The organism is Pseudomonas cerasi, from assembly GCF_027983475.1.
Lineage (GTDB): Bacteria > Pseudomonadota > Gammaproteobacteria > Pseudomonadales > Pseudomonadaceae > Aquipseudomonas > Aquipseudomonas cerasi.
Genome location: NZ_JAQJVM010000004.1, coordinates 388,607 through 402,080, shown reverse-complemented (window position 1 = coordinate 402,080; position 13,474 = coordinate 388,607). Strand labels below are relative to the sequence as shown.

Genomic DNA, 13,474 nt, shown 5'->3' with positions numbered 1-13,474 from the left:
TTGGAAATCGTCTAATCGCTAGTGCTGATGTCCCGATAGATGACGTCGATCAACGCTCTAGCGCGGTATTTCTGCTACCAGTGCAAAGCAGGCTTCAGCCAGTGCCGAACGTGGCGCACTGCGGCGCATGATCAACCCCAGCCGGGCCAAAGTCCGGGAGTCGGCAATCGGATGCAGGCGCAAATGTTCGGTGAGCGTTTCCAGACCGCCATCCAGCGGCATGATCGCGCAGCAAAAACCGCCATGTACGGCTTGCAGCAACTGATGAACGGCATCGGTTTGTATCAGCGGATTGGGTTGCAGGCCGCGGCTATGGAAGTTGTGATCGATCGACTGCCGAAAATGCATGCCGCTGGTCAGCATGCCCAGTGGCAGCTCGACCAGATCGGCCCAGCTCAAGGGATCGTCGCCAAACGTGAAGTGCCGACGGTCGTACAGCAGGCCCATGCGCGTGTCGTCCAGGGTCAGCGAATCGAAACGCTCATTGTCCAGACGTTCCAGGTACGAGACGCCCAGATCGATACGATTGCTTGCCAGTTGCTCCAGCACTTGCTCGGAGCTGAGTGACGACAGCTCGAAGCGCAGATTGGGGTGCAGCTGGTGCAGCCGGTGCAGCAATGGCAGCGGATCGAAGCTCGACAGCGGAACCACGCCCAGGCGCAACGTCCCGACCAGATGACCGCGGCAGGCGGCCGCTTCAGCCTGCAGACCGTCGTAGGCAGCCAGTACCGTGCGTGCCCAGGCCAATACGCGTTCGCCTGGTGCGGTAAAGCCTTCGAAGCGTTGGCCGCGATTGACCAGTGGCAAGCCAAGCTCTTCTTCCAGATTGCGCAGGCGCATCGACAGCGTCGGCTGGGTGATGTTGCAGCGCGCAGCCGCCTGGCCGAAGTGCCTCGTCTCGTCGAGGGCGATCAGAAATTTAAGTTGCTTGATGTCCATGTTCACTCCGATGAGCCGTCCAGACAGCCGATTCTACGCGCTCAGGCTGAATGATCGAGCACGCCCTTGATCAACTCCCGATAGTCGTCCACTGCGGCGAACTCTTCGGTGTCTTTCGGGCCTTTTTGGCTGTTGGGTTGGCTGACGGCCAGCAAATGGGCTACACCGAAGTGTCGAGCGCTGCGCAGGATCGGCAGGGTGTCGTCGATAAACAGACTGCGTGCCGGGTCGAAGGCTGTTTCGGCCTTCAGAGCGTCCCAGAAATGCTGGCTTTCCTTGGGAAAACCGTAATCGTGAGAGCTGATCAGGCGTTCGAAATAAGGCGCCAGCTCGATTCGCTCCATCTTCAGCGACAACGAATCACGGTGCGCATTGGTGATCATGATCACTCGCTTGCCGGCCTTTTGCAGGGCCGCGAGAAAGGTCTCGGCGTCTGGGCGCAGCGCAATCATGTGGGCGATTTCGCGTTTCAGGTCGCGGACCGACAGGTTAAGCTCGGCGCTCCAGAAATCCAGGCAGTACCAGTTGAGCGTGCCCGCGTTGTTTTCGAACAGCGGTTTCAATTCCAGCCAGGCCATGGCGAAACTGACGCCGTGCAGTTCGGCGTAGCGCTGCGGCAGGTGCTGCATCCAGAAGTGTTCGTCGTAATGCAGGTCGAGCAACGTGCCGTCCATATCCAGCAGGACGGTATCGATTTCGCTCCAGGGCATGGAAAGCATTCTGGCCTCGTCAGGGGGTTGATAGCGGGTAAGCATATCCGACACAGACATCGGGAAAAGCTCGGTATAGTACCTCGTTCATGTAAAGGAGCCTGTCATGCGTCAGAAACCTACCGTACTTGCCCGCGCAATCGTCGCCAGTAGTCGTCTGTTCCGCGTTGAAGAGCTGCAATTGCGCTTTGCCAATGGCGTCGAGCGGACCTATGAGCGTCTGGCCAGCAAAGGCACGGGCCCCGGGGCGGTGATGATCGTGGCCATGCTCGATGCCGATCACGCTGTGCTGATCGAAGAGTATTGCGGCGGCACCGATGCCTACGAGCTGTCCCTGCCCAAGGGCCTGATCGAGCCGGGCGAAGACGTGCTGGCGGCTGCCAACCGTGAACTCAAGGAGGAGGCCGGTTTCGGTGCGCGTGAGCTGGAGCTGTTGACCGAGCTGTCGCTGTCCCCCGGCTACATGAGTCAGAAAATTCAGGTGGTGCTGGCCACCGACCTGTACGAAGAGCGTCTGGAAGGCGACGAGCCCGAGCCGATCCGGGTTGACCGGATCAACCTGCGCGAGCTATCGAGCCTTGCCCAGAATGCCCAGTTCAGCGAAGGCCGGGCGCTGGCCGCGCTGTACCTCACACGTGACCTGCTGACCCAGCGTGGATTATTTCAGCCATGACCGATTCGTTGCACAACCTGCCACATCCGCTGCTCGCGCCGGTGATCGAACTGACGCGACTGGCGGGCGAAGTGATCCTGCCGTTCTGGCGCGCCAACGTCACCGTGACCACCAAGACCGACGATTCGCCGGTGACCGCCGCTGACCTGGCCGCCCATCAGGTGTTGGTCGAGGGTCTGCAGGCGCTTGATCCGGACATTCACGTGCTCTCCGAAGAGGACGCAGACATCCCCCTCAGCGAGCGGGCAAGCTGGGAGCGCTGGTGGCTGGTCGATCCGCTGGACGGCACCAAGGAGTTCATCTCCGGCAGTGAAGAGTTCACCGTCAATGTCGCGCTGATCGAGCGTGGCCGCGTGGTATTCGGTGTGGTCTCGATGCCCACCAATAACCGCTGCTACTTCGGCGGTGCCGGGCTGGGTGCCTGGCGCAGCGATGGCGTCGGTCACATCCAGCCGATCGCAGTGCGCACACAGCCTGGCGAAGGGCAGACCTTTACCGTGGTCGCCAGCCGCCGCCACTCCAGCCCGGAGCAGGAGCATTTGCTCGCCGGCCTGTCGAACGGGCTGGGCCATTTGCAACTGACCAACATCGGCAGCTCATTGAAATTCTGCCTGCTGGCCGAAGGCGCCGCCGACTGCTACCCACGCCTGGCCCCGACCTCGCAATGGGACACCGCTGCGGCGCAGGGCGTGCTTGAAGGTGCAGGAGGCGAAGTGTTGCAACTGGACGGCCAGCCATTCAGCTACCCGGCGCGTGAATCGCTGCTCAACCCATTCTTCCTGGCCCTGCCCGCCAACGCCGAATGGCGCGACAAACTGCTGGTGCTGGCGCAGTCCTGAGGCCGGCTTCAAGGCCTCTGCCCGGCGGGCGTGGGAGCGAGCCGGGCGACGCTTCGCTTGCTCGCGAAGGCGATTGTTCAAGCGATGAATTTTCGCAGATTGCACTGGCCTCTTCGCGAGCAAGCTCGCTCCCACAGGTCTGCGTACAGTGCATCCAATGCGTGCAGCCTCACTGGCGCAACACGAACTGCTCGACAAAGCGCACGGCCTGTTCTTCGCTTGATACAAGTATGCAGGGGCGAGCGCGCTCCCACAGGTCTGCATATGGGGCTGAGAAAGTTTCACCAGTGCGTCAACTGCGCGCAGCCTCACTCACAGGTGCAACACAAACTGCCCGACAAAACGAACAGCCTGTTCTTTGCTGTTCTGCTCGCTGATGCCGGTGTGCAGGGTCAGGCGGGCGCGGCCTCGGCGTTGGTAGGTGGCGATGAATTTGTCCCACTGCGCCAGCTCTGGCGCGTCGCAGCGGACGATGGCGTCGCTGCGTACCGGCAGTGGATAACTGATCTGCCCGTCCTGAATCACGATATGCCCATCGGTGATCCCGGCCTCGCGCAGTCGCAGGTGCAGCCAGCCCCAGCCCGCCAGTACTGCGCCGCAATACAGACTGCCGCCGAACAGCGTGCTCTTGTGATTGACGTTGGGTGCCAGCGGCAGGTGCAGGCGCAGTATCTGGTTGTGCCAGTCGATCACGCGCATGCCCATCTCGCGGGTCAGCGGAATATCGTGGTGCAGCACCTGCTCCAGTGCGTGGGCTGCGTCATGTTCAGGCTCAATCGGTGTCATCGGAAGCTCCGCTGCTGTCGCCAAACGTCAGGCCATGCTTGCGCAATTTGTCGTGCAAGGTCTTGCGCGGCACACCCAGCGCCTCCGCCAGGCTGCGTACCGAGCTGTGCGGGCGCGCCAGTTCGGCGGCGATCAACGCGCGCTCGAAGCTTTCCACCTGATCACTCAAACCCCCGCCCGGCGGCGGTGCCTGTTCTGTATCAGCGCCTTCCAGCTCCAGTTCCAGACCCAGCGCAAAGCGCTCGGCGGCGTTCTGCAGTTCCCGGACGTTGCCCGGCCAGTTATGCCGCAACAGCAGCGCGCGCTGGCCCGGTTTGAGTTCGTGCTTGGGGATGCCGTGGCGCATGCTCGCGGCATCAGCGTAATGCTCGAACAGCATCAGCGCATCCTCACCCCGTTCGCGCAACGGCGGGATGCGCAGCGAGGCCACGTTCAGGCGGTAATACAAGTCCGCCCGGAAGCGGCCCTGATCGGCCGCGTGACGCAAGTCTTCCTTGGTCGCGGCGATGATGCGGATGTCCAGCGGGATCTGCTGATTGCTGCCCATTCGCTCGACCACGCGCTCCTGCAGCAGGCGCAGCAGCTTGACCTGCACGTCCAGGCTCATGCTTTCGATTTCATCGAGGAACAGCGTGCCGCCGTTGGCAAACTCGAACTTGCCGATACGCCGCTTCTGCGCGCCGGTGAAGGCCCCGGGCTCGTGACCGAACAGCTCGCTTTCCACCACCGATTCAGCCAGCGCCCCGGCGTTGATCGCCACGAACGGGCCGCTGCGGCGGTTGGACAGGTCGTGCAGCGCGCGGGCGACCACTTCTTTGCCTGCGCCGGTTTCACCGAGGATCAGCACGTCGGCTCGCGTCCCGGCCAGTGCGCCGATTTGTTCACGCAGACGCAGGATCGGCGGCGACTGACCGATCAGGCGTGTGCTCAGTTGTTGGCGATCACTCAGGGCCAGGCGCAGGCTGCGGTTATCCAGCACCAGACGGCGCAGCGCCAGGGCACGGCGCACGCTGTCGAGCATGGCGTCGCTGGCGAAGGGCTTTTCCAGAAAGTCGTAGGCCCCGGCGCGCATGGCTTTCACCGCCAACGGTACATCGCCATGCCCGGTGATCAGCAGCACCGGCAGGTCGGGGTCCTGCGCGTGAAGCTGGTCGAGCAGCTCCAGGCCATCCATGCCCTGCATGCGAATATCGCTGACCACCACGCCCGGCCAGTCACGGCCAATGCGTTCGGCCAGCCCGGTTGCCTCGGGCAGCGACAGAACGTTCAGGCCAGCCAGGTCCAGCGTCTGACGCAGTGCCTGACGCAGGTGCGAATCGTCGTCGATCAGCACCACCTGAATCTGGCTGTCGATGGCTGTGTCCGAACTCATGCAGAAAGGTCCTCTGGCGGTTGAAGATTGGCTCCGGAAGCACCGGCCCGCAGGCGCAGGGTCAGCAGCGCACCGCCGCTGGGATGGTTGGCGAACAGCAATTCGCCGCCCAGCGCGCGCATCAGCGTATCGCAGATGGCCAGACCAAGGCCAAGCCCCTGGGTACGGGTCTTGGTCGTGAAGAAGGGCTCGCGAGCCCGAGCCAACGCTTCCTGGGAAAACCCGGGGCCGTTGTCACGAATGTACAGGTTAACGCCCTCGGCGGTTTGCTCGACACTTATCCACAGCCTGCGCGGCGGGCCTTTCTCGGTGAGGGCGTCCAGCGCGTTGGCGAGCAGATTGCCGAGCACCTGACGCAGGCGGGTTTCACCGGCCTGCACCCAGATCGTGGCGTCCGGCAGGTCACGGATCAGTTCGACTTCCATGGCGCGCCGCCGCTTGGCCAGCAGCGCCAGCGCATCTTCCAGCGCCGGTTGCAGTGCCACGCTTTCAGGGGCGTGGCGGTCGCGACGGGCGAAGGCGCGCAAGTGCGCGATGATCGAGGCCATGCGCCCGGTCAGTTCGCTGATAAGCTTGAGGTTGCCGCGTGCGTCCTCGGTGCGCTGATGATCAAGCAGCACTTCGGCGTTTTCGGCGTAACTGCGGATGGCGGCCAACGGCTGATTCAGCTCATGGCTGATACTCGCCGACATGGTGCCCAGCGCCGTCAATTTGCTGGTCTGCACCAGTTCGTCCTGGGCCTGCACCAGCTCCTGCTGCGCCTGTTCGCGCTCCAGCACTTCCTGACGCAGCCGGCTGTTGAGCCCCTCCAGATCGCTGGTCCGCTCGATAACCCGCATCTCCAGCTCGCGGCGCGCCTTGGCCTCGAAAGCGATGCGGTCCAGATAATGACGACGACGCTGCATCATCAGGCCCAGCAACAACATCAGCACCAGCAGCGCTGCGCCGCCAATCGCCACCACCGTGCGCACCTGACGGTCGACAAGGGCGCGAGGCGCGAGAATGTTGACGTTCCAGCCGGTTTCTTCGATGGCTTGGGTCTGGGTCAGCCAGGCGTGTTCATCGATTCTCAACGGGCGCGGATCGCGGGTCGGGTAGGACTGGATCGCGACGATGGCTTTTTTCTCGTCATCGGTCAGGTCGCGGGTTGCCCGAAAGCGCCATTCGGGGTTGGACGTCAGAATCACCACACCGTTCTGGTCGGTCAGCAGCAGTTGCTCGGGCGTCTTGCCCCACAGGGTTTCGGTGTGGTCCAGATCAACCTTGACCACCAGTACGCCGATGATCCGCTCACCATCACGCACCGGGCCGGCAAAAAAGTAACCACGTTTGGCAGAGGTCGTGCCGAGGCCGAAGAACCGCCCGGTTCTGCCCGCCCGTGCATCAATGAAGTAGGGCCTGAACGAGAAGTTTCGGCCAATGAAGCTGTCCTTCTGCTCCGAGTTCGAGGCCGCCAGAGTCAGGCCATTTGCGTCCATCAAATACATGACATCGGCACCGGTCTGGCGCGTGATTTCGCTGAGCAGACGGTTGGCGTTCGCCAGGGTGGGTGTGTCGCCCGGCGCCGCCAGTGCGGCGCGCAAGGCAGGCAGGTCGCCGAGGATCTGCGGCAGGGTTTCGTAACGGTGCAGGGTGCCGAGCAGGTTGGCGACGTACAGGTCCAGGGTCTGGCGATTCTGATTGGCCAGCACGTTGCGGTAATAACGTTCGGCCAGATGCTCCAGCGGCCACAGCAACGGCGCCAGGCAGAGTGCCAGAAGGGCGAGGCTGCGCCAGCGAGGGCGGCGTGGCAGTGCGGGAGTCATGGTCATCGATTGGCCGTCGCCGAAGGGTTGACGATGCCTGCTGGCGGTCACGCCGTGGCAGGCAACAGATACACCCGGTCGATCCTGACGTGGGCATCAGGCGCGTATTATGCCCGCCGCTGGCTTGTCAGGCATCCGGACATTACGCCGGGCTGCCTTGGGGCTCAGGCAAACAGATCGGCTTCTTTCAGACGCTTGCCTTGCTGATCCTTGGCCGACAGGCTGGGTTGGCCGTCGAACTGCCAGTCGATGGCCAGATCCGCATCGTCCCAGGCGATGCAGCGCTCGGCAGACGGTGTGTAGTAGTCGGTGGTCTTGTACAGGAACTCGGCGTGTTCGCTGAGTACCACGAAGCCATGTGCAAAGCCTTCCGGAACCCACAGCTGACGGGCGTTTTCAGCGGACAGCTCGACGCCGACCCACTGGCCGAAGTTCGGCGAGCTGCGGCGAATGTCCACGGCCACATCCAGCACCTTGCCGACGGTGACGCGCACCAGTTTGCCCTGGGCATTTTCGATCTGATAGTGCAGCCCGCGCAGAACGCCGCGCTGCGAGCGGGAGTGGTTGTCCTGCACGAATTCGCGGGTCAGGCCGGTGGCAGCCTGAAAAGCCTTGGCGTTGAAACTTTCATAGAAAAAGCCTCGTTCATCACCGAATACCTTGGGTTCGAGAATCAGGACTTCCGGCAATTTTGTTGCGACTACGTTCACGAGGCTTCCCCTGCAATCTTCATTAAGTGGTGGCGACTCGACAGTCTGCCCTGAGGCGCGCCTGCCGAGAAGGGTGCTGATCAGGCAATTAGGTCTTTAGGCTCGCTAAAACCCAGTCGTTCGCCCTGATAACTGCCGTCCTGAACCCTGCGGCACCAGTCCAGGTTATTCAGGTACCACTGCACGGTCTTGCGCAGCCCGGACTCGAAGGTTTCTTCGGGCGTCCAGTCCAGCTCCTTGTCGATCTTGCTGGCGTCGATGGCATAACGCTGATCGTGGCCGGGACGGTCGACCACGTAGGTGATCAGGTCGCTGTACTGCGCGACGCCTGCCGGGTGCTGCGGCGCGAGCTCATCGAGCAGCGCGCAGATACCGCGCACGACGTCGATGTTTTTCTGCTCGTTGTGGCCACCGATGTTGTAGGTCTCGCCGACTTCACCTTCGGTCACGACCTTGAGCAGTGCCCGTGCGTGATCCTCGACGTACAGCCAGTCGCGCACCTGCAGGCCATTGCCGTACACCGGCAGGGGCTTGCCCGCCAGGGCGTTGAGAATCACCAGCGGGATGAGCTTTTCCGGGAAGTGGAACGGCCCGTAGTTGTTGGAGCAGTTGGTCACCACCACCGGCAGGCCATAGGTGCGGTGCCAGGCGCGCACCAGGTGGTCGGACGCAGCCTTGCTCGCCGAGTAAGGTGAGCTGGGCGCATACGGCGTGGTTTCGGTGAACAGATCATCGACACCGTGCAGGTCGCCATACACCTCATCAGTGGAAATATGGTGGAAGCGGAACGCCTGGCGCTGCGCTTCCGGCAGTTTCAGCCACCAGGCGCGCGTGGCTTCCAGCAGGCTATAGGTGCCGACGATGTTGGTCTGGATGAACTCGGCCGGGCCATCGATGGAGCGGTCGACGTGGGACTCAGCCGCCAGGTGCATGATCGCCTGCGGCGCAAAGCGCTCGAGCACCGCACTGACGCGGGCCTGATCGCAGATATCCGCCTGCACGAACTCATAGCGCGTGTCGGTCGCAATGGACTGCAACGATTCAAGGTTGCCCGCGTAGGTCAATTTGTCGAAGTTCAGCACTTCGTGTTCGGTGTTGTTTATCAGGTGGCGGATCAGTGCAGAGCCGATGAAACCTGCGCCCCCGGTAACGAGTATTCGCATGAACTGACCTTCTTGTGTGTTCTGGAGTAATGCAGCATAGCGCTTGAACGCGTATGACAGGATCGGACCATTAAACCCGAGCAGCAGGTCGAATAAAACTCCGGCTGTTTCCCGACCTGGGGTGCAGGTGCGGATTGGTCGCGCAGCGCAATCCCCTTATAGTCAATCCCCTGTAGTTGTGCGACTGCCCATCACGCCTGGCTCAACGAGTCTGGCCTGACAACAATAACGAGGTTTTCCATGCCGCTTGCCACGCTCATCCGCCGATCCAGTCTGCCTTGCCCCGAGGTCAGCGTGGACCAGGCGCTGCAATTGCTCTCCGAGCACTACGGGCTGAGCGGCACCCTGAAAGCGTTGGGCAGCCAGCAGGATCGCAACTTTTTACTGGATACCGGCACGCGGCGTTATGTGCTGAAGATCTGCCACGGGGCTTATTCGACCACCGAGCTGAACGCCCAGCACGCGGCGCTGCATCATCTGGCCGGCCACAGTGCATTCAATGTGCCGGGTGTGATCCGCGCCAACGACACCGAGCAGTTACTGTCGGTCGACATCGACGGCCAGGCAGTACATGTGCGCCTGCTCGAATTCATCGACGGGCAATCGCTGGGACATGTCGAGCATCTGGGCCGTGACATCGTGGTTGAGCTGGGCGAGCTGTGTGCCCATGTGGATATCGCGCTGGCCGATTTCGACCACCCCGGTCTGCAGCGCATCCTGCAGTGGGACCCGCGCCACGCCCATGCGTTGATCAAGCACCTGCTGCCGGTGATCAAGGATGCCGACGCCCGCGCCTGTCTGATCGAAGCCGGCGAGCAGGCTCATCGCCGTCTGTTGCCATTGATTGCGGCACTGCCGATCCAGGCGGTGCATCTGGACATCTCCGAGCACAACGCGGTCTGGCGGCGCGAGGCGGGGCATCCGTGGCAATTGCAGGGGCTGATTGATTTCGGCGATCTGCTCAGTACCTGGCGAGTGGCTGATCTGTCGGTGACCTGTGCGGCGCTGCTGCACCATGCCGAGGGCGATCCGCTGTACATCCTCCCGGCCATTGCCGCCTATCACGCCCTCAATCCGCTGAAGATCGAGGAATTGCAGGCGCTCTGGCCGCTGATCGTCGCTCGATCCGCAGTGCTTGTGCTCAGCAGCGAACAGCAGGCCAGCGTCGAGCCCGGCAATGCGTATATCCAGGCCAACCTTGCCGGGGAATGGAACATTTTCGAGGTCGCCACTTCGGTGCCGATGGCGCTGATGGAAGCTGCCATTCTGCGCGCGGTGGGTCTGGACCTGCTGCCTGTCGAACAGCCTGCCTATTCGCCGTTGCTGCCCAGCCTGGCGGGGCTTCAGCCGGTGCTGGTGGATCTGGGCGTGCTCAGTGAACACTTCGTGGCAGGCAACTGGGAACAGAGCGGCATCGATGAATATCTGCTGTCGCAAGCGGCCGGGGACGGTGGTCTGGCAGCCAGTCGGTTCGGTGAATACCGTCTGTCACGCACCTTGCCTGACTGCGCCCGCGAGCCGGAGACCTTTGCGCTGCACGTCGAGTTGCACGTGCCCGCCGCAACGCCGCTGCATGCGCCGTTCGGTGGCACCTTAAAACTGACGGCCGATGCTGCGGTGCTGTTGGTCGGCGAGCGCATCAGTTTGAAGTTGTGGGGTGTGTTGCCGGAGGCTTCGCTAGCGGGTCAGGTGGCGGCGGGCTCGCTGATCGGGCAGGGCGGTGGCTCGCTGTTGCTGCAATTGTGCACGGCGCCAGACCTCAGCCCGCCGCTGTTCACTACACCGGCCTGGGCAGATGCCTGGCGCGCAATCTGTCCGTCGCCGTCAGCCCTGCTGGGTTTTGATTGTGACGCGCCAGCCTTGCAGGATGCCGCGCAATTGCTGGCGCGCCGCGATGCCAGCTTTGCCCGCTCGCAAAAGCACTACTACCAGGCCCCGCCGCAGATCGAGCGGGGCTGGCGCAATCACCTGATCGACATGCAGGGCCGCTCCTATCTGGACATGCTCAATAACGTCGCGGTTCTCGGCCACGGCCATCCGCGCATGGCCCACGAGGCGGCGCGACAGTGGTCGCTGCTCAACACCAACTCGCGCTTTCACTATGCGGCGATCGCCGAGTTTTCCGAGCGTCTGCTCAAGCTGGCACCCGAGGGCATGGACCGCGTGTTTCTGGTCAACAGCGGCACTGAGGCCAACGACCTCGCGATCAGGCTGGCGTGGGCTTACAGCGGTGGCCGCGACATGCTCAGTGTGCTGGAGGCGTATCACGGCTGGTCGGTGGCGACCGATGCCATCTCAACCTCGATCGCCGACAACCCGCAGGCACTCAGCACCCGCCCGGACTGGGTGCATCCGGTCACCGCGCCCAATACCTATCGCGGGCCATTCAGGGGCGCGGACAGTGCGCCGGAGTACGTGCGCAGTGTCGATCAGGCCCTTGCCACGCTGGCTGAGCAGCAACGGCAGGTGGCGGGCTTCATCTGCGAGCCGGTGTATGGCAATGCGGGCGGGATTTCCCTGCCGCCGGGCTATTTACAACAGGTGTATCAGAAGGTCCGCGCTGTGGGTGGCGTGTGCATTGCCGATGAGGTGCAGGTGGGTTATGGCCGGCTGGGTCATCACTTCTGGGGTTTCGAAGAGCAGGGCGTGGTGCCGGACATCATCAGCATGGCCAAAGGCATGGGCAACGGCCATCCGCTGGGCGCGGTGATCACCCGCCGTGAGATCGCCGAGGCGCTGGAGGCCGAGGGCTATTTCTTCTCGTCATCCGGGGGCAGTCCGGTCAGTTGCCGAATCGGCATGGCGGTGCTGGATGTCATGGAGGAGGAGAAACTCTGGGACAACGCGCGAATCGTGGGCGACCACTTCAAAGCGCGGCTGCAGGCCCTGGCCGACAAACATCCGCTGGTGGGCGCGGTGCATGGCATGGGGTTTTATCTGGGCATGGAACTGGTCCGCGACCGTTACACCCTGGAACCCGCCACAGAAGAAACCGCCCGCCTGTGCGAGCGCCTGCGTGAACTGGGCATCTTCATGCAGCCGACCGGCGACTACCTGAATATCCTGAAAATCAAACCCCCGATGTGCACCACCCGCCAAAGCGTGGACTTTTTTGTCGACAACGTATCGAAGGTGCTCCACGAACTGGAATAGAGGACGCAGAGCGTCCAGAACGGCATACCCACGCGGAGCATGGGCACGATAGGTGGCGCCTGACACCCATCGTTCCTCACGCTCCAGCGTGGGAATGCCGTTCGTGACGCTCCGCGCTGATATGCAGGATAGGACGCAGAGCGTCCAGAACGGCATACCCACGCGGAGCATGGGTACGGTAGGTAGTGCCCGACACCCATCGTTCCTCACGCTCCAGCGTGGGAATGCCGTTCGTGACGCTCCGCGTCACACCCAGCTCGTAGAAATGAGCGCCGTCATGAGCCTTAAGCAGATTAATATCGGCAAAATTCAAAAATTAATAAGAAAAATACATTTATTTAGCTTTTAATACCGATTTATATCCGTTATAAAGGCGTTCATAATCGTCATCGCTCGTCTGCTATGGTGATAAGTCCTTTGCAACCGCCCCTGGAGATATTTTCATGAGCCGTATCGTTTCTGTCGCTGCTACCCAGATGGCCTGCTCCTGGGATCTGGAAGCCAACATCGAGACCGCTGAAAAGCTGGTACGTGAAGCTGCCGCCAAGGGCGCCCAGATCATCCTGATTCAGGAACTGTTCGAAACCCCGTACTTCTGCCAGAAGCCGAACCCGGACTATCTGCAGTTGGCGACTACCCTCGAATCCAACGTCGCGATCAAGCACTTCCAGAAAATCGCCAAAGAACTGCAGGTCGTATTGCCGATCAGCTTCTTCGAGCTGGCAGGGCGTGCACGTTTCAACAGCATCGCGATCATCGACGCAGACGGCAGCAACCTGGGCATCTACCGCAAGAGCCACATCCCGGACGGCCCCGGCTACCACGAAAAGTACTACTTCAACCCGGGCGACACCGGCTTCAAGGTCTGGCAGACCCGTTACGCGAAAATCGGCGTCGGTATCTGCTGGGATCAGTGGTTCCCGGAGTGCGCGCGCAGCATGGCGTTGCAGGGCGCGGAAATTCTGTTCTATCCGACCGCCATCGGCAGCGAGCCGCACGACAAGACCATCAGCTCGCGCGACCATTGGCAGCGCGTGCAGCAAGGTCACGCCGGCGCGAACCTGATGCCGCTGATCGCCAGCAACCGCATCGGCAACGAAGAGCAGGACGGCTACGACATCACCTTCTACGGCTCGTCGTTCATCGCCAACCAGTTCGGTGAAAAAGTCGCCGAGCTCAACGAAACCGAGGAAGGCGTGCTGGTCCACAGCTTCGATCTGGACGAGCTGGAGCATATCCGCAGTGCCTGGGGCACGTTCCGTGATCGCCGCCCTAACCTGTACGGCGCGGTGAAGACCCTCGACGGTTCGCTGGAGTCCTGATC

At 62.2% G+C, this 13,474-nt stretch carries 11 protein-coding genes; 4 read left to right on the top strand and 7 right to left on the bottom strand.

Annotation, left to right across the window (positions count from 1 at the left end; translation table 11 throughout):
• Positions 1–57: 57 nt before the first annotated feature.
• Positions 58–939 (bottom strand): LysR family transcriptional regulator, encoded by an 882-nt coding sequence (locus tag PI739_RS23540; protein WP_003372300.1) that lies wholly within the window; start codon positions 937–939, stop codon positions 58–60.
• Between the two features lie 41 nt (positions 940–980).
• Positions 981–1,658 carry a GMP/IMP nucleotidase gene (gene yrfG / locus PI739_RS23535; RefSeq protein ID WP_003434805.1) on the bottom strand — a complete coding sequence of 226 codons (678 nt, stop codon included), beginning with the start codon at positions 1,656–1,658 and terminating at the stop codon, positions 981–983.
• 97 nt (positions 1,659–1,755) lie between these two features.
• Here yrfG and nudE point away from each other — a divergent pair, with 97 nt between their 5' ends.
• Both nudE and cysQ read left to right on the top strand, forming a co-directional pair.
• Positions 1,756–2,322, top strand: a complete 567-nt coding sequence (nudE, locus tag PI739_RS23530) for an ADP compounds hydrolase NudE (protein ID WP_003372295.1) — start codon at positions 1,756–1,758, stop codon at positions 2,320–2,322.
• Positions 2,319–3,161 (top strand): 3'(2'),5'-bisphosphate nucleotidase CysQ, encoded by an 843-nt coding sequence (gene cysQ / locus PI739_RS23525; RefSeq protein ID WP_003434802.1) that lies wholly within the window; start codon positions 2,319–2,321, stop codon positions 3,159–3,161. The genes nudE and cysQ overlap by 4 nt, the downstream gene beginning before the upstream one ends.
• A 312-nt stretch (positions 3,162–3,473) precedes the next feature.
• Here cysQ and PI739_RS23520 read toward each other — a convergent pair whose 3' ends face one another.
• From PI739_RS23520 to rfbB, 5 genes are all read right to left on the bottom strand, one after another.
• A complete protein-coding gene (locus PI739_RS23520) occupies positions 3,474–3,947 on the bottom strand; it encodes a YiiD C-terminal domain-containing protein (RefSeq protein WP_122241443.1) in 474 nt (157 codons plus the stop codon).
• The gene (locus PI739_RS23515; protein WP_003372289.1) at positions 3,934–5,319 is read right to left on the bottom strand and encodes a sigma-54-dependent transcriptional regulator; all 1,386 of its coding nucleotides are present in this window, start codon (positions 5,317–5,319) and stop codon (positions 3,934–3,936) included. The genes PI739_RS23520 and PI739_RS23515 overlap by 14 nt, the downstream gene beginning before the upstream one ends.
• Positions 5,316–7,124, bottom strand: a complete 1,809-nt coding sequence (locus tag PI739_RS23510; RefSeq protein WP_032609702.1) for a sensor histidine kinase — start codon at positions 7,122–7,124, stop codon at positions 5,316–5,318. The genes PI739_RS23515 and PI739_RS23510 overlap by 4 nt, the downstream gene beginning before the upstream one ends.
• A gap of 164 nt (positions 7,125–7,288) precedes the next feature.
• Positions 7,289–7,834: a dTDP-4-dehydrorhamnose 3,5-epimerase gene (gene rfbC / locus PI739_RS23505; protein WP_024661828.1), complete on the bottom strand. Its 546-nt coding sequence runs from the start codon at positions 7,832–7,834 to the stop codon at positions 7,289–7,291.
• A gap of 80 nt (positions 7,835–7,914) precedes the next feature.
• On the bottom strand, positions 7,915–8,997 hold the full coding sequence (rfbB, locus tag PI739_RS23500) for a dTDP-glucose 4,6-dehydratase (RefSeq protein ID WP_003372283.1): 1,083 nt from the start codon (positions 8,995–8,997) through the stop codon (positions 7,915–7,917).
• Positions 8,998–9,237: 240 nt separating this feature from the next.
• On the opposite strand from rfbB, the gene PI739_RS23495 reads away from it, so the two are divergent.
• Both PI739_RS23495 and aguB read left to right on the top strand, forming a co-directional pair.
• A complete protein-coding gene (locus tag PI739_RS23495) occupies positions 9,238–12,150 on the top strand; it encodes an aminotransferase (RefSeq protein WP_271352216.1) in 2,913 nt (970 codons plus the stop codon).
• A gap of 443 nt (positions 12,151–12,593) precedes the next feature.
• The gene (aguB, locus tag PI739_RS23490; RefSeq protein ID WP_003372277.1) at positions 12,594–13,472 is read left to right on the top strand and encodes an N-carbamoylputrescine amidase; all 879 of its coding nucleotides are present in this window, start codon (positions 12,594–12,596) and stop codon (positions 13,470–13,472) included.
• The last annotated feature ends 2 nt before the right edge of the window (positions 13,473–13,474 follow it).

Coding starts and splice junctions, on each gene's coding strand:
- PI739_RS23510 (WP_032609702.1), bottom strand. CDS start 7,124: ATGACTCCCGCACTGCCACGCCGCCCTCGCTGGCGCAGCCTCGCCCTT.
- aguB (WP_003372277.1), top strand. CDS start 12,594: ATGAGCCGTATCGTTTCTGTCGCTGCTACCCAGATGGCCTGCTCCTGG.
- PI739_RS23540 (WP_003372300.1), bottom strand. CDS start 939: ATGGACATCAAGCAACTTAAATTTCTGATCGCCCTCGACGAGACGAGG.
- yrfG (WP_003434805.1), bottom strand. CDS start 1,658: ATGCTTTCCATGCCCTGGAGCGAAATCGATACCGTCCTGCTGGATATG.
- PI739_RS23515 (WP_003372289.1), bottom strand. CDS start 5,319: ATGAGTTCGGACACAGCCATCGACAGCCAGATTCAGGTGGTGCTGATC.
- PI739_RS23520 (WP_122241443.1), bottom strand. CDS start 3,947: ATGACACCGATTGAGCCTGAACATGACGCAGCCCACGCACTGGAGCAG.
- PI739_RS23495 (WP_271352216.1), top strand. CDS start 9,238: ATGCCGCTTGCCACGCTCATCCGCCGATCCAGTCTGCCTTGCCCCGAG.
- nudE (WP_003372295.1), top strand. CDS start 1,756: ATGCGTCAGAAACCTACCGTACTTGCCCGCGCAATCGTCGCCAGTAGT.
- cysQ (WP_003434802.1), top strand. CDS start 2,319: ATGACCGATTCGTTGCACAACCTGCCACATCCGCTGCTCGCGCCGGTG.
- rfbB (WP_003372283.1), bottom strand. CDS start 8,997: ATGCGAATACTCGTTACCGGGGGCGCAGGTTTCATCGGCTCTGCACTG.